The sequence below is a fragment of the Streptomyces atratus genome, assembly GCF_014648655.1.
In the GTDB taxonomy this organism is placed as follows: Bacteria; Actinomycetota; Actinomycetes; order Streptomycetales; family Streptomycetaceae; genus Streptomyces; species Streptomyces atratus.
On sequence record NZ_BMRN01000033.1, the window covers coordinates 15,573 to 30,941 of the forward strand.

General features: G+C 70.3%; 14 protein-coding genes. 5 read left to right on the top strand and 9 right to left on the bottom strand.

Annotation, left to right across the window (positions count from 1 at the left end):
* Positions 1 to 232: 232 nt before the first annotated feature.
* The 4 genes from IEZ15_RS45345 to IEZ15_RS32765 all read left to right on the top strand — a co-directional run bounded on the left by IEZ15_RS45345 (position 233) and on the right by IEZ15_RS32765 (position 3,252).
* The gene (locus IEZ15_RS45345) at positions 233 to 640 is read left to right on the top strand and encodes a recombinase family protein (protein WP_229846251.1); all 408 of its coding nucleotides are present in this window, start codon (positions 233 to 235) and stop codon (positions 638 to 640) included.
* The gene (locus IEZ15_RS32755) at positions 637 to 1,392 is read left to right on the top strand and encodes an SDR family NAD(P)-dependent oxidoreductase (RefSeq protein ID WP_189280603.1); all 756 of its coding nucleotides are present in this window, start codon (positions 637 to 639) and stop codon (positions 1,390 to 1,392) included. The genes IEZ15_RS45345 and IEZ15_RS32755 overlap by 4 nt, the downstream gene beginning before the upstream one ends.
* Positions 1,393 to 1,549: 157 nt before the next feature.
* Positions 1,550 to 2,428 (top strand): ABC transporter substrate-binding protein, encoded by an 879-nt coding sequence (locus IEZ15_RS32760; protein WP_189280604.1) that lies wholly within the window; start codon positions 1,550 to 1,552, stop codon positions 2,426 to 2,428.
* Positions 2,429 to 2,520: 92 nt separating this feature from the next.
* The gene (locus IEZ15_RS32765) at positions 2,521 to 3,252 is read left to right on the top strand and encodes an SDR family oxidoreductase (RefSeq protein WP_189280605.1); all 732 of its coding nucleotides are present in this window, start codon (positions 2,521 to 2,523) and stop codon (positions 3,250 to 3,252) included.
* Between the two features lie 909 nt (positions 3,253 to 4,161).
* Here the strand turns inward: IEZ15_RS32765 and IEZ15_RS32770 are convergent.
* Together IEZ15_RS32770 and IEZ15_RS32775 are read right to left on the bottom strand one after the other, a co-directional pair.
* Positions 4,162 to 6,510, bottom strand: a complete 2,349-nt coding sequence (locus tag IEZ15_RS32770) for a hypothetical protein (RefSeq protein ID WP_189280606.1) — start codon at positions 6,508 to 6,510, stop codon at positions 4,162 to 4,164.
* Positions 6,511 to 6,666: 156 nt separating this feature from the next.
* On the bottom strand, positions 6,667 to 7,395 hold the full coding sequence (locus IEZ15_RS32775; protein ID WP_114248651.1) for a DUF6333 family protein: 729 nt from the start codon (positions 7,393 to 7,395) through the stop codon (positions 6,667 to 6,669).
* Between the two features lie 182 nt (positions 7,396 to 7,577).
* Between IEZ15_RS32775 and IEZ15_RS32780 the strand changes: the two genes are divergently transcribed.
* A complete protein-coding gene (locus IEZ15_RS32780; RefSeq protein ID WP_189280607.1) occupies positions 7,578 to 7,799 on the top strand; it encodes an IS3 family transposase in 222 nt (73 codons plus the stop codon).
* A 34-nt stretch (positions 7,800 to 7,833) separates the two neighbouring features.
* On the opposite strand, the gene IEZ15_RS32785 is transcribed toward IEZ15_RS32780, so the two are convergent.
* The 7 genes from IEZ15_RS32785 to pcaH form a co-directional block, all read right to left on the bottom strand.
* The gene (locus tag IEZ15_RS32785; protein ID WP_189280608.1) at positions 7,834 to 8,139 is read right to left on the bottom strand and encodes a transposase; all 306 of its coding nucleotides are present in this window, start codon (positions 8,137 to 8,139) and stop codon (positions 7,834 to 7,836) included.
* Between the two features lie 116 nt (positions 8,140 to 8,255).
* Positions 8,256 to 9,950, bottom strand: a complete 1,695-nt coding sequence (locus IEZ15_RS32790; RefSeq protein WP_189280609.1) for an IclR family transcriptional regulator domain-containing protein — start codon at positions 9,948 to 9,950, stop codon at positions 8,256 to 8,258.
* A 190-nt stretch (positions 9,951 to 10,140) separates the two neighbouring features.
* Positions 10,141 to 11,319: a 4-hydroxybenzoate 3-monooxygenase gene (locus IEZ15_RS32795; RefSeq protein WP_189280610.1), complete on the bottom strand. Its 1,179-nt coding sequence runs from the start codon at positions 11,317 to 11,319 to the stop codon at positions 10,141 to 10,143.
* Positions 11,320 to 11,324: 5 nt separating this feature from the next.
* Positions 11,325 to 12,497, bottom strand: a complete 1,173-nt coding sequence (gene pcaDC, locus IEZ15_RS32800; RefSeq protein ID WP_189280611.1) for a bifunctional 3-oxoadipate enol-lactonase/4-carboxymuconolactone decarboxylase PcaDC — start codon at positions 12,495 to 12,497, stop codon at positions 11,325 to 11,327.
* 58 nt (positions 12,498 to 12,555) lie between these two features.
* The gene (gene pcaB / locus IEZ15_RS32805; RefSeq protein WP_189280612.1) at positions 12,556 to 14,040 is read right to left on the bottom strand and encodes a 3-carboxy-cis,cis-muconate cycloisomerase; all 1,485 of its coding nucleotides are present in this window, start codon (positions 14,038 to 14,040) and stop codon (positions 12,556 to 12,558) included.
* Entirely contained in the window at positions 14,027 to 14,593 is a 567-nt protein-coding gene (pcaG, locus tag IEZ15_RS32810) for a protocatechuate 3,4-dioxygenase subunit alpha (RefSeq protein ID WP_189280613.1), read from the bottom strand. The genes pcaB and pcaG overlap by 14 nt, the downstream gene beginning before the upstream one ends.
* Positions 14,593 to 15,363: a protocatechuate 3,4-dioxygenase subunit beta gene (gene pcaH / locus IEZ15_RS32815; RefSeq protein WP_189280614.1), complete on the bottom strand. Its 771-nt coding sequence runs from the start codon at positions 15,361 to 15,363 to the stop codon at positions 14,593 to 14,595. Before pcaH ends, pcaG begins: the two co-directional genes overlap by 1 nt.
* Between the last annotated feature and the right edge of the window lie 6 nt (positions 15,364 to 15,369).

Sequence of the window (15,369 nt, forward strand, 5' to 3'; positions counted from 1 at the left end):
TGCCCAGCTACCTCATCGACCCCCGGCTCCGTCATGGGCGGGACACTGCACGTCGTGATCCGCGATGCCCCCATCCGGCATCTCCCCCTGGATTTCGGGCCGGCTCTCGAGTGTCGGCAAACGGACGTCTGCCGACACTCGCCCCCGTGATCATGAACCCGCAGGTGGGCGGTGTCGGCAACCCGCGTCGGAAATCAACGTCGGAGAATGGTGCTTGGGGTAGTTTCCGACAGTGCTTACCGGCTACTGCCGCATCTCGACGGCAGACCAGAGCCCTGATCATCAGATCGACGCCCTGCTGCGGGCCGGCGTCGACCGCGACAACATCCACGTCGACACCGCGAGCGGCGCTAAGGCGTCACGCCCGAAGCCCGAGGGCCGGGCCCGGGACGGGCGCCGGCGGGGACTGGTGCCGGCGTCGCCCGAGCTGCTGAGTGAGATCACTCGCGGCGCGTTGGAGCGACTGCTCACCTCGCAGTTGCCGCGCGAACTCGAATGGACCGCGGCCGATCTGCTGCGGGCACCCGTTGACACCGTGTTCTGCGGGGCGATCCATTCAGTACACCCCGGCATCGACGGTGAACAACTCCGGGCGGTCATGCCAACAGCTCGCGATGATGGGCAGGAGGCGGGCGCGTGACTGGGGTAACAGGCAGGGTGGCATTGGTGACAGGGGCCAGCAGGGGAATCGGTGCGGCCACCGCGGGCCTTCTGGCCGCGCGAGGGATGCGCGTGGTGGTCAACTACCTCCGCAGCGGAACGGCAGCCGATGAGGTCGTGGCCGGCATCGAGGCCGCAGGTGGCCAGGCCATGGCCGTGCAGGCCGACGTGCGCGGGGTAGCGGCGGTCGAGAGCATGATTGAGCAGGTCCATGCGGCATGGGGCGGCATCGACGTGCTCGTGCACAACGCACTCACCCCGTATGTGATCAAGCCGTTCCAGGACATGACGTGGGAAGAACTGGGCGGCAAGCTCGACGACGAAATGCGTGCGGCGTTCGCGGTCACCAAAGCCGTCCTGCCCGCCATGACCGAACAGGGCTGGGGACGCATCATCTATCTCGGTACCGGCCTCAGCCGCCGGCCCCGGGAGGGCATGATCGCACTGGGCACGGCCAAGGCCGCACTGGCGCAGTTCGCCCGGTACCTCGCCCAGGAACTGGGCCCGCGGGGCATCACGGTCAACGTCGTCGAGCCCGGGCCGGTGGAGGACACCCGCATGGCGCATGTGTTTGACGAGGAGCACAAGCAGCGGCAGGTGGCCGCTACCCCCTTGGGTCGCCTGGCACACCCGGGCGACGTCGCCCAAGCGGTCGCCTTCTACGCCAGCGAGGACAACGCCTTCATGACCGGCACCACGGCCGCGGTCAACGGTGGGATGTCCATGTACTGACGCCCCGCTGTCCTCCGCACACGGGGCCATACCGTCCCGGTCCGGCCGACGGCCGGACCCCATCCGGCACACCGTCACCTCAGCACCATGGGCCTCAGCAGCCGGGCCCGCGGCACGCGCGGGCGCATGGCGGTGACACGATCAAGGAAAACCGTTCATGTACACGATCGATCTCGCCTACGTCGGGCGGGGCCTGCACGAGGAACTGGTCGCCTACATCGCCGACCAGCAGGGCTACTACGTCGATGAGGGCGTCCACGTCGCGCTGCGCGACGGCTGCTCCTGGGACGAGGAGCGGCTGCGCCATGGCGCCACCATCGGGCTCGGCCGGGCGCTGCTGTCCCGACTGACCAATGGCATTCCCTGGGTCGCACTCAATGTCAACACCCACCGCCCGCTGTTCTGGTTCCTCGCCCGCCCCGGCCTGACCTCCCTGGCCGACCTGGCCGGCCGACGGCTGGCGGTACACGCCCCCCACACCGCACCCGGGTGCTTCGCCCGCATCGTACTGCGCCAGGCCGGCCTCGACCCGGACCGCGACATCCACACCACCGTCCGCCCACCCGGCGACTACGGCATGGACCTGCGCTGGCTGCACGACGGCAGGATCGACGCCGCCCTGGTCGGCAGCACCATGGCACCGGAGGCGATAGCCGCCGAGCACGGCTGGCAGGTCCTGGCCTGGGTCGGCGACCACTTCCAGATCCCCACCGTAGGCATGGCCGTCGACCCCACCTACATCCACCCGGACGACCCCGCGGTCCAGGCCGTCGTACGAGCCCACCGTCGCGCCCTGCGGGTGATCCACAACGAACCCGACACCACGGCCCGGTACTTCCAGACGTTCCTCGGCCGACACACCGCAGACGAAGTCCGAGCGCACTACGAGAAGTTCATCGCACCATATTTCACCACCGACGGCCAAGCCGACCTCGTCGTCGGCGCCGCCGCCATCACCGCGGTCGCCGCCGAACTCGGCGTCCCCGCCACCGTCACCGCAGCCGAGTTCTACCGCACCGCAACCGCCACGCCCTAGGAGCCCGGCGACGTCGGCGCCACCGCTGTCCAGGCAATCAGAGCCTCATAAGGTGTATATGGGGCGTCAATCATCGAAAGAAGGCACATGCCATGAAGTTCGCAGTCATCGGCGGAACCGGGCTGATCGGGTCACGGGTCGTGGAGAACCTGAACGCGGCCGGGCACCAAGCCGTACCACACTCCCTGTCCACAGGCGTAGACATCATCACTGGCAAGGGACTGGAGGCGGCCGTGGCGGGCGCCGACGTCGTCATCAACCTGACGAATTCCCCGACCTTCGACGACGCCTCGCTCGCCTTCTTCCAGACTTCGATGGACAACCTTCTTGCCGCGAGCGAGAAGGCCGGGGTCGGGCACTTCGTCATCCTCTCGATCGTCGGCGTGGACCAAGTGCCCGATATGGACTACTACCGGGCGAAGGTGCTTCAGGAAGACATCCTCAAGGCCGGGCCGATCCCATACTCCATCGTCCGCGCCACGCAGTTCATGGAGTTCATGGACGCGACCCTGTCCATGACCACCTACGGCGACACCGTCCGCCTGCCACGCACGCCCATCCAGCCGATCGCCGCCGCGGATGTCTCCACCATCGTGGCCGAAGTCGCCGCAGGCAGCCCTCTGAACGGCGTCGTCAACACCGCAGGTCCCGACGTCTACCCCCTCGACGAACTCGGCCGGCTCACCCTGACCGCCAAGAGCGACGGGCGCTCTGTCGTCACCGATGACACCGCCGGCATGTTCGCCGCCGTCCGCGGTGACGTCCTCACCGCCCGAAACGATGCCCGCATTGCCCCCACCCACTACACCGACTGGCTCTCCTGAACCAGCTCCCTCCAGCGGAGCCACCGAGTGAGGGGTGGACAGGACGGATCGCTCGCTATGACAGACACAGCCGGGACACTTTCGGGTGCTCCGGCTGCTTCATGGACAAGGTGCTGTCGGAACATGGCACCGGCCTTCCCGGCCTCGCAGCTCGCTATGGGATTGTGCGCTGTCAGATCACCGATCAGTGGCGTCCGAATCGCACGCAGACCTCAAGCACCGCCCACGCAGAGACGCCCGCGGCGGCTGGGCCTGCCTCCTGCTCCACGCGCTCCCTCAGCGGTCAGCCGGGTGATCTCCCGTGCCACGCGCAACGGCAGGGTCGGCGCGAAGGCGAAGTCCTCGATCTGCTTGGGGCATGGAACCCACCAGCGGGTGCTGCAAGTTGCGGGTGTAGTGCTTGACGGACGAGCAGCGGGCGTAGCCGATGCGGATGTCCGCGCCCGGGTTGTCGGGGCCGATCGGTGCCGGGGGCGGGGTGCCGGGTCGCCAGCCTTGCAATTCCTCGCAGACCTCAGTGCCGGGACGTTCGCGCCGCAGCAGGAACAGGACCACGTCCCGGCGGGGACCGTAAAACGAACGGCCCTGTCGCACTTTCGGTGGTGACGGTGCGGGAGGTTATGCCAAAAGCATGCGGTGAAGGAGGCGGCCGAAGCCTGCCCTGCCGTACATCTGCCGTCACTCCGCTCATTGCCTGCCGTGCCCTCGCTCGTTGGGCGCAACGTCTGATCGCATTTTCCTTTCGTGGCGCTTCGACGGCACGCTGCGGAAATGGAATCTGGGCCGGAACGAGGATCTGGTCCATGTGGCGGGAGCGATGAAGGTGCTGCCGGAGCACGGAAATGGCTGCCCCTGCACCCTGGGCGCGGGTGCGGGGGCAGCGTGTGTGAAAAGACGCCGTCGGACGGGCTAGCTGCCTGCGGCCCTGCGCCGTCGCGTCCACCACGTCAGCGCGCCGCCTGCGACTGCGAGCGCCGCAGCCACAGCGGCGATCATCCCGACGGGGGTGTTGTTGCCGGTGTGGGCGAGGTCACCGTCCGGATCCTTCGCCGGCGGAGTCGCTTTGTCACCGCCCGGCGTGGACGGGTCGGGCGCGGGGGTCGACGGGGTGTCGGTCGGCTTCGGGCCGTTCGAACCGGTCGGGTTCGGCGTCGGCTTCGGGTCCTCCGGGCTGGTGGGCTGGTCGGAGGTGGACCCGCCGAGGTAGGCGGTCTCACTGTCCTGGTAGGTCACCTCGGCCCGGACGGATGTCTTGGTGGTCTTGTCCAAGCCGCGGTGCTGCGTGTTGAACTGGGTGCGGGTGATGTTCTTCTTCGGCGCCTTGGAGAAGTCGACCCCGCCCATGGACAGGATCCACACCTTGCCGTCGTAGACGCGCTCGAACTTGTAGTCGCCGTTCTTGAACGAGTCGACGTACTTGTCGTAGACGGTCTTCTTGTCCCAGTCCTTGTTCTCGGCCCTGAGCGGCCACCGCTTGACGTCGTTGCTGTTGATGATCTTGCGGAAGTCGGTGGGGCTGACCGCGTCCTGGCGGCGGATGTACTCGGCAGCCACCCTCGAAGAGTAGACGCGGCGCAGGTCGGCGTAGGACTTGTCGTCGTTGACGCGGCGCTCGAGCTCCGGCTGGATCGTCGAGAGGATCAGGTTCTCGGCCTGTTTGGTCTGCGCCTCGGTGAGCTTGCAGGCGTTGGGCGGCACATCGGGTCCGGTCGGGACCTCCATGTTGACCTTGAGCGGGGCGTCCAGGATGTAGATGCCGCCGTCCTGCTCCCGGATCTTCGCAGGCTTCGGGGTGATCCACTGGCGGATGATGGGCAGGCACGGCATGCCTTCCGGGGTGCGGGGGGCTGCCCGCCAGAAGCGTTCCCCGCGCTCGTACTTGTCGGGGTTCATCGCATCCGCGTAGTCGTGCTTGAGGGTCAGGTCGGCCTCCAGCAGGACGCGCCCGGCATCGGTCTTGGCAAACTCCTTGTCCATGATCACGTCGGGGCGGATCGGGTTGAGGTTGACCCAGAACTTGTCCGGGGTCAGAGCGAGCCAGGTGAAGAAGGCGTCCGAGGTGAGCTGGAGCTTGGCGTCACCGCCGTAGCCGGGGTTCTCGTCCGGGTCCTTGACGTAGTCGGCCCTCATCGAATAGTCGAGGCCCTCGCCCTTGACGGGGGTACCGACGTAGTTGATCTCCAAGGTGGAGAAGTCGATGCCGCCCGGCCCGCGGCCGAAGTAGCCGCCGCGGTTGTTCTGGTTGTACATCGCCTGAAGCCGGCGCGCTTCCTCGACCGTCTTCCCCGACCGCAGGGCCTGGTCGATGATCGGTCCCCGGCCACCCTTGAGTGGATCGGGGTTGAACCGCTTGTCGTAATTGGTGTAGACATTCGGCTTCTGGGTTCGCTCGATGGCGTTCGACCGGCGTTCGTTGACCCCGGCCTGGGTGCGGTTGGTGCCCCGGTCCCGCTTGAGGTCATCGTCGAACTGCTTGATCTTGTTCTTCGTCGAATCCTCGGTCTTGGCGCCGGTCAGGTACCGGAACGTCGACTTCGGCCTCTCCTTGGCGATCTGCCGGTCGGCTGTGAGCTGGTCGTTCTCGATCTTGCCGTTGGACTTCATCTCAACCTTGCGCTCGGTGCGCCGGTTGTGTGCGTCCACGACGCGGGTTCGCTTCTCGCCGGTCTCAGGGTCGGTGTACTCGATCGGGTCCTGGCACCACCAGTCGGGACCGATCATGTTGTACTTCTTGACCATGCGGGCCTCGAACGCTTCACCCCGGGGCGGGTTGCCGTGGTTGCCGATGTAGCGCACGTCGAGGTAGCGCTTGAAGTCCTGGTAGCCCTTGGGGTTGTTGTACTGGTTGTTGTAGCGGGCGTAGATCTCCATGACCTTGTCCGCCGGGTTCTTCGTTCTGTTGTACTTGCGCTGCCACTTGCGGTAATTCTTCCCCGCGGCCGCGCGCTGGGCGTCGGTCGGCGGCAGCACCCCGTCATACGCCTTGGCGGGGTTGTCGTAGGTGTAGTTCTCGTCGTTCGGCCACGCGTCGTACGGAAGGCTGTCCGGCGGCCCGGAATTGGCCGGGGTGGAGGGGAACTTGTTCTTGAGGAACTTCTCGTCGCACCGCATCGGCTTGACGTTGGGCGCCTTCGCGGCCTCCGCCTGGTCCAGGCCGGGCAGGCCGGTCAGGGTCACCGCTGCGGCGGCGGTGAGGGCGAGCGCGAGGCGCCCCCACACGCGCCGACGGCGCGCAGGTTGATCTATCTGAATGCTCACTGGTTTCTCCCCCTGGGAACGCGGCGCCGTGGCTCGCGAGGTCAACTGGTCTGATTGCGCCGCCTGTTGTCCACACTAGGGGGGAGTCGTTCGGGGGGTTCCGGAGTTAAGACGGCATGTCCCCGCCAACTCGCGGTCTTTTCCGGATCGTTACGGTCAGAACTCGTCGAACTCGCCGATCCAGGTGTCCTCCAGGTCGCCGGTGGTCCCTTCGGTGTGCCGGACGCGGAACACGGACAGTGCGCGGCCCTTGCGGGGCAGCGGGGTGACGCGCTGGAGGGCGAGCCGCGTAAGACCTTCCCAGGAGAAGGACCCGGGGTCGGCGTCGAGGTCGATGCCTCGCCGTTCCAACGCATCGGGGCCGATGCCGAAGGCGCCGATGACGTCTTGCGGGGTGCCTTCGCGGTCCCAGTCCTCTTCTCCGCTCCATCCTGCGGCGAACAGGCGTGCCCCGTCCGGGTGGTAGATCACGTGGGTGCCGTAGGACACGTTGTGGTCGATCCTCGCCGAGCCGATGATGACCGCTCCGGGGAAGCGCTCGGCCAGCTCGTCCGCCTGCTCCGCGAGGGGGAAGGTCCCCCCTGTGGACACCAGGGCGGGATCGTTGATCTCGATCACGGTTCCCCAGCATCCGACGCCGACCAGGTCGAGGTCTGCGCGGGTGGCCAAGGGAAGCTGCTGGGTCGCCTCGATGCGGTCGACTTCCTCCACCACCGTGTCGACGGTGCCGAGAGCGGCGGCGAACTCCCGCGCCCGTGCCGGGTCATGAGCGGGCAGAACCCCTCCGCCGGTGAGGAAGGGCCGCTCGATGAGGGTTAGCCTGAACTCCCCGTGCTGCGCGACGCCCTGCTCCGGCGGGCATTCCCAGAAATCGTTGTCAGTCATCGGATCACCTCCGTGGTTATCTGCAAGGATCACGGCGCGAGCCGTGAGAATCCCCTCCCCTGAGGGAGGAGAGCGTCAAGGGCGCCACGATAGCGAGGGCCCTTGACAGACGTCGCGGCGGGGAGTGTGGGCATGGGGTCCGTCGGGACAGTTACGACAACGCCCCTGCCGAGAACTTGTGGATGCTGATCGAGACCGAGTGCGTGCGCGGGCGCGTCTTCGCCACCCGGGCCGTGGCGAACCTGGCGCTGTTCGCGTACATCGACGGCTTCTACAACCGTCGGCGTATCCAGGAACGGCTCGGCCGGCCCGACCCCATCGAGTTCGAGGGAAAGTACTGCGTAGGCCAAGCGACGGCCGAACAAGCGAACCTGAATCCCCGTCACCCCACTCCGACCAGCTGATCAACACCTCCCGCACAACGGGGGAACCTCAGCATCACGGTGGGGCGAGAATCCGAGCTCGGAGGAGTACGGAGGATGCGCGGCCGCGCATCCTCCGTTTGAGGAGCTTGATTCCGCAGACGTGGCCCGCGACCACGCCGCAGCTGTAGGGCAGGGTGAGTCCGGCGGTGACGGCATCGATGTCCTGGCGGAGGAAGCCGACGAAGGAGCGGATCGGCCTCAGGTCGCAGCGTGCGGTCTGATCGCCGATCCGACGGAGATCCTGGCCCGGCCTGCGCGCGGCCCGGACGACCCGTACGTGGCAACGACCCGGGCGGCACAGCGTCTCGGGGGCATCCACGGGGCCCGGGCCCCGCCGTGCTGGAGAGCACGGTCACGGTCTCGCCCGAGGGCGGGCGCCCCGGCCCGTCACGGGATATGAGCCCGGCCCGCCAAGGGGATCGTGAGCGGAACCTGTCAGGGGATCGTGAGCCGGACCCGTTCCGTCACGACCGCCAGGTCCTCCTCGACCGCGGCAGCTGCCGCCGTGAGCGCGGGCAGCACCGCTCGCCGCACATCGTCCAGGGTGCCCCGGCTGGCGTGGGTGGAGACGTTCATGGCGGCGGCCACCCGGCCGGTACGGTCGTGCACCGGGACCGCGATCGACCGCAGGCCTTCCTCCAGCTCCTGGTCCACCAGGGCGTGACCGTCCCGTCGAGCCTGCGCCACGGCCTCGGCGAGATCGGCGGCATCGACCCGGGTGAACGGGGTCAGCGACCGCACCGAGGCGTGGGCCAGCCGCTCGGCCGCCTCCTGCTCGGACAGACCGGCCAGCAGCACCCGGCCCATGGAAGTGGCGTACGCGGGGAAGCGGGTGCCGACCGTGATGTTGACGCTCATGATGCGTACCGTGTGCACCCGGGCGACGTAGATGATGTCGTCGTCGGCCAGCACCGCGACGGACGCCGAGTCGTGCACCTGCTCCACCAACCGCGCCAGATGGGGCTGCGCGATCTCCGCGAAGGTCAGCCGGGAGAGCCGGGCGTAGCCCAGTTCCAGCACCGTGGGCAGCAGCGTGAAGCGGCGCCCCTCACCGGCCGGTGCCGCGTACCCCAGCTGCTGGAGGGAGAGCAGTGCCCGGCGGGCGGTGGCGCGGGCCAGGCCGGTGGCCTCCGCAGCGCCGGACAGGGTGAGCCCACCGGGTGCCGACCCCAGGGCGGTGAGTACGGCCAGCCCCCGGGTCAGCGACTGCAGGAATTCCGGACCCAGCTCGGCCTTGACCGCGCGTGAGGTGTCAGGGCCGCCGGGTGCGTGCGGCGTGGCCGCCGGCGAGGGGGAGGCCAGGGCCGCCTCCATCCGCGCCGCGTACTCCCGCAGCCGGGGCAGGGCGTGCTCGGCCAGCGACCGGGCACTGTGCCTGCTGGTGTGACTGACCACGCTGAGCGCACACACGGAGCTGCCGTCGGGCGCGTGGACGGGGACTGCGACGGCGACCAGACCGGGCTCGATCAGCTGGTCGTCGACGGCCCAGCCGGCGTCCCGGGCGTCCACCACCCGCTGCCGGAAGGCCGACTCCACCTGGTCGGGGGCCGGTGGCGCCGGGCGGGGAGGAACGGCGGGGAAGCCGGCGTCGCGAGGGTCCTCGCGCAGCCGGGTGCGCCAGGCCGCTTGCTGCTCTGGGCTCCAGTCGGAGGCGAAGAGGGCGCCCGGGGCGCAGCGCTCGGCGGGCAGCAGGTCGCCGATCCGGAAGGCCAGCGCCATGGTGCGCCTCCGGGTGGACTGGCTGATGAACCGCACCCCGGCGCCGTCCGGCACCGCAAGCGAGACCGACTCGTCCAGCTCGTCGGCCAACGCGACGGCGAGCGGTTCCAGGGCATCGGGGAGACCGGAGCAGGCGAGATAGGCATTGCCCAGCTCCATCAGGCGCGGCGCGAGCAGCACGTCGCGGTCGTCCTCGATGCGCAGATATCCCAAGTGGGTGAGCGTGGTGACGATGCGGTCGACGGTGGAGCGGGCCAGGCCGGTGGCGCGGACCAGATCGCCGGGGCGCATCCGCGGTCCGGGGTGGGCGGCCAGGGCGCGCAGCACGGCCAGCCCGCGCTCCAGCGGTCCGACCGGGTCGCCGCCGGGTTCCGCGGCGTCCGCCTTGGATGCGGTCGCGGCATGCGGCATGCGGTCCTCCTCATCGAGCCTCCGGGGTGTGCGCAAACCGTACCCGGCGGACCCTTCGGCCGCGCGGGGCGGTCTGGTCCTGCGCTCCCGCTTCGCCTGCGCCGACGGGATGACCGGAGCCCGGCCCTGGGCAACGCCTGTGGTGCGTGGCCCTCTTCGGGCCCCGCACCGCCGCTGCGTCAGCAGGAGTTCAACGGATGCGCAGGCCCGCGTAGTTCTCGGCCAGCTCCGCGGCCGCGTGCCGGGACGACGAGACGCGGTCCAGCTGCGAGACCTGGAGCCGGCTCTCGAATGCGCTCTGACCCGGGTCGGTGTGCAAGGTCGTCGTCATGAAGTACGAGAAGTGCTCCGCGCGCCACACCCTGCGCAGACAGGTGTCCGAGTACGCGTCGAGCAGTTCGGCGGAGCCGCTGTCCTTCAGATGGGTGAAGGCCCGGGCGAGCACGACGACGTCGGAGACAGCGAGGTTGAGCCCCTTGGCACCGGTGGGCGGCACGATGTGCGCGGCGTCGCCGGCCAGGAAGACCCGGCCCCAGCGCATGGGTTCGGTGACGAAGCTGCGCATCGGCAGCACGGCCTTGGACGTGATCGGGCCGCGGGCGAGCCGCCAGTCGCCGTCGATCGCGAAACGGGCGTCGAGCTCGTCCCATATGCGGTCGTCCGGCCAGTCGGCCGTGTCGGTGCCGTTCGGGACCTGCAGATACAGCCGGCTGACCGTGGGGGAGCGCATGCTGTGCAGGGCGAAGCCGCGCGGAGAATGGGCGTAGATCAGCTCGTCGCAGGACGGCGGGACATCGGCCAGGATGCCGAACCACGAGTAGGGGTAGACCCGCTCGAAGGTGCTCATGGCGCTGTCCGGAACCGCCCTGCGGGTCACGCCGTGGAATCCGTCGCAGCCCACGACGTAGTCGCAGCTGAGCGTCCTTTCCTGGCCCTGGTGGGTGTAGTGGATGACGGGCCGGTCCGTGTCGGCTCCGGCCACCGCCGTCACCTGGGCCTGGAACAACAGCGGGGCGCCGTCGGCCACCTGAAGGGTGATCAGGTCCTTGACGACCTCGGTCTGGGCGTACACCCACACCTTGCGGCCGCCGGTGAGTGACGGGAAGTCGATGCGCTGTGACCGGCGGTTCCAGCGCAGCTCGATGCCGTCGTGGACCAGCCCCTCGCGGTCCAGCCGCTCGCCCGCACCCGACTCCCGCAGCACGTCGACCGTGCTCTGCTCGAGGATGCCGGCGCGCTGGCGCTGCTCGACGTAGGTGCGGTCACGGCTCTCCAGAACGACACAGTCGATGCCGGAGTTGTGCAGGAGCCGGGCGAGCAGCAGGCCCGCGGGGCCGCCGCCGATGATGCCGACGGTGGTGTGGTCCATGGCGGTCAGTTCTCCTCTTCGAGAATGCGGTTGGCGACGGCGAAAGCGGCGTTCGCTGCGGGCACGCCGCAGTAGACGGCCGACTGGAGCAGGACTTCCTCGATCTCCGCGGGGGTGAGACCGTTGCGCCGCGCGGCCCGCACATGCATGGCCAGCTCCTCGTGGTGGCCGTGGGCCACAAGCGCGGTGAGGGTGATGCAGCTGCGGGTTCGGCGGCTCAGCCCGGGCCGGGTCCAGATCTCGCCCCATGCGTAGCGGGTGATGAAGTCCTGGAAACCGGCGGTGAAGTCGGTGGTGCGGCTGATCGCCCGGTCGACGTGCTCGTCGCCGAGCACGGCGCGGCGCACGGACATGCCGGCGCCGTGCCGGGAGGCGTCGTCCGCGGGCGGGGCGGCATCGGCCGCGAAGTGCCCCAGCAGGGCGGCCAGGACGGGCACCGGACGCTCGACGTTGGCGAGGTGCGCGGCGTGCGCCACCTCGGTCAGGGCAGCGCCGGGGATGCCGTCGGCCAGCTCCCGGGCGTGTGCGACGGGCGTCGCGGGGTCCTCTCGGCCCGCAACGACCAGGGTGGGCGCGGTGATACGAGGCAGCTCGGCTCGCAGGTCGAAGCCTGCGAGTGCGTCGCAGAGCCCGGCGTAGGCCTCGGGGTCGGCCGCGGCCAAGTCGTCGACCACCGCCCTGGCGGCAGGGGAGGCCGCGAAGGACGCGGTGAACCAGCGGGCGGGGGCGGTCTCCACGACCGGGCCGGTGCCCTCGGCGCGTACCAGTGCCGCACGGTCGGACCAGCCCTCCGGCAGACCGAAGCGGGCCGAGGAGCAGAGGATCGCGAGCGAGGTGACCCGTTCGGGGTGGTGCACGGCGAGCCAGGTGCCGACGGCGCCGCCGAGCGAGATGCCGGCATAGCCGAACTCCTCGATGCCGAGCGCGTCGGCGAGGCCGAGGACCAGCCGCCCGAGGTCGGCGACGGTGCCGCCGTCGGGCAGCAGGTCGGCCGGGGAGCCGCCGTGGCCGGGCAGGTCCCAGCGCACCACTCGGTGGGTCCGGGCCAACGACGGGGCCTGCGGGTCCCACACGGCCAGCGAGGTACCGAGCGAGGGGCCCAGGATCAGCGGCGGGGCGGAGTCCCGGCCGTCCACGCGGTGCTGCAGCAGACGCTGCGCGGGGGCAGAAATACTCATGCGGTCTCCTCGTGCTGAGTGTGCGGGGCCGCCCGATGGGCGGTGGTTCGCGGACGGCTCACGGCCACCGGCCGGTGCGGGGCTGCCCGGCGCCGTCGGCATCTGATGCTTCATCAGATCGGTTCCGGGCGGCGCCGGTGCGGCGCAGGGCGCGGTCCATGAGGGCGCCCGCGGAGCCCGCGTACTGCGTCGGGTCGGTCAGTTCGCGCAGCCGGTCCTGTGGGAGCGCGCCGGCGATGCCGGGCTCCTCCCGGAGGGCCTCGTCGAGTTCCATGCCTTGCTCGACGGCGTGGCGGGAGGCCCGGGACAGCGCCTTCCTGGCCTCGCCGCGGCCGATCAGGGCCGCCAGCACCGCGGCGAGCCGCTCGCTGGTGATCAGGCCGTCGGTGGCGTCGAGGTTGTCCCGCATCCGGTGCGGGTGGACGCGCAGGCCTTCGGCCAGTTCGGCGGCGTCGCGGGCGGCTCCGCCGACCAGGCGCAGGGCCTGTCGCAGGGGCTGCCATTCGGCGTGCCAGGCGCCGGCCGGGCGCTCGTCCTCGGCGGCGAGCCCGGCATAGAGCACGGAGGCAAGGGCGGGGACCTGCCGGGCCGCGGCGGCGATCAGCGTGGCGCGGACCGGGTTGGCCTTGTGCGGCATGGCGGAGGATCCGCCGCCGCTGCCCTCGCCGAGTTCGCCGATCTCCGTACGGGACAGCAGCAGGACATCGGCGGCGAGCTTGCCGAGTGCCCCGGCGGTGAAGGCGAGGGCACCGCCCAGGTCGGCGACGGGGGTGCGCAGGGTGTGCCAGGGCAGTGTGGGCTCGGACAGGCCGGTCTCGGCGGCGTACCCGGCGAGCAGCCGCAGGCCCAGGTCCGGGCCGGGATCCGGGTCGGGATCCGGGTCGGCGGTCGTGCCGTCGGCCTCGGCGAACGCGTGGAAAGCCGCCAGGGTGCCGGCCGCTCCGCCGAGTTGTGCGGGCAGTGCTGCCCGGACAGCCGCGAGCCGTTCGTGGGAGTCGAGCACCAGCGAGCGCCAGCCGACGGCCTTGAGGCCGAAGGTGGTGGGCACGGCGTGCTGGGTGAGCGTGCGTCCGGCGATCGGTGTGTCGCGGTGCTCGGCGGCGAGCCGCGCCAGGGCGTCGGCCGTGCGTCCGAGGTCGGCGAGGACGGGTTCCAGGGTGCGGGCGGCTACCAGCATGGTGGCCGTGTCCAGGATGTCCTGGCTGGTGGCGCCGCGGTGCACATGGGCGACGGCCTGCCGGTCGCGCTCGGCGACGGCCGCGGTCAGGTCGGCGACGAGCGGGATGACGGGGTTGCCGCCGGAGCGGGCGCGCAACGCGAGATCCCGGACGTCGTAGCGGCCGGTCTCGGCGGCCGCCGCTGTGACGGCCTCGGCCGCCGTGGCGGGGGCGAGGCCCAGTGCGGCCTGGGCGCGGGTCAGCGCGGCTTCGGCATCAAGCATCGCGCGGACGTAGGCGGCGTCGCCGGTGGCGGCCTCGACCGGTGACCCGGCCGGCCCTGGGGAGAGCAGGCCGAGGTCCTCGAAGGAGTCAGTCGAAGGCAAGGAAGACCGTCTCCTCGTGCTCGGCGTCACCCTGCAGCCGGATGTCGAAGCGGTGCAGTCGCTCCCCGTGGGCGACGGCGAGGAGTGTGGCGCGGCGCTCGGGCTCCAGGCCGGCCAGCAGCGGGTCGGTCACGGTGTCGGTCAGGCCGGGCAGGTAGATCCGGGTGTGCAGATGGTGCAGCAGACCACGGGCGAAGACGATCACGGAGAGATAGGGGACGCCGCCGGGCGGCATCGTACGCAGCTCGTAGTGGCCGTCCGCGTCGGTCCCGACCCGGCCGAAGCCGGTGAAGCCGACGTCGCTCCTGCCGATGACCGCTCCGGTGACGGGGTCGCGGCGCAGCGACCCGGGCGCGCCGCGGCGTGAGCCGTCGGGTGCGGGCTGCCAGATCTCGATGAGGGCGTCGGGGACGGGAGCCCCCGCGCCGTCGTAGACGTAGCCGTGGACGGCGAGGGCGTCGGGGTGTCCGGCGGGGGCGATCTCGCCGCCCTTGGCGAAGGGCAGCGCGTAGCCGTAGAACGGTCCCACGGTCTGCGACGGGGTGGTGGACATCAGCGGCCCTCCTCGATCCAGGTGGCGGCCGGACCGTCGAGGACGATGTCCCAGCGGTAGCCGAGCGACCATTCGGGGGTGGACAGGTCGTGGTCGTACGCCGCGACGAGCCGCTCGCGCGCGGAGTCGTCGGTGACGGACTGGAGGATGGGGTCGTAGGCGAGGAGCGGGTCCCCCGGAAAGTACATCTGGGTGATCAGCCGCTGCGTGAAGGCGTTGCCGAAGAGCGAGAAGTGGATGTGGGCAGGACGCCAGGCGTTGACGTGGTTGCGCCAGGGGTAGGCACCCGGCTTGACGGTGACGAACTCGTACGCCCCCTGGTCGTCGGTCAGGCAGCGGCCCACGCCGGTGAAGTTGGGGTCGAGCGGGGCGGGGTGGTCGTCGCGCTGATGGGCGTAACGGCCCGAGGCGTTGGCCTGCCAGACCTCGACCAACTGGCCGCGCACCGGGCGGCCGTCGCGGTCCAGGACCCGGCCGGTGACCTTGATCCGCTCGCCCAGTGGCTCGCCCTGGTGCTGCCGGGTGAGGTCGTGGTCGAGGGCGGTGACGTCGGTGACGCCGAAGACCGGGCCGGAGAGTTCCACGGCCTCGGGGTCGTGCAGGGCTACCAGCGGCTTGCCGGGGTGGCGCAGGACGCTGCTGCGGTACGGGGCGTAGCCGCGGTCGGGGTGGCTGCGTTCGGGCGCGCCGACGGTCACGGCCTTGGTGTAGGCCTCGCGCCGCTCGGCTATTTCCTCGGAGATGCGACCTTGGGTCAGAGGGGTGGTCATACGGGG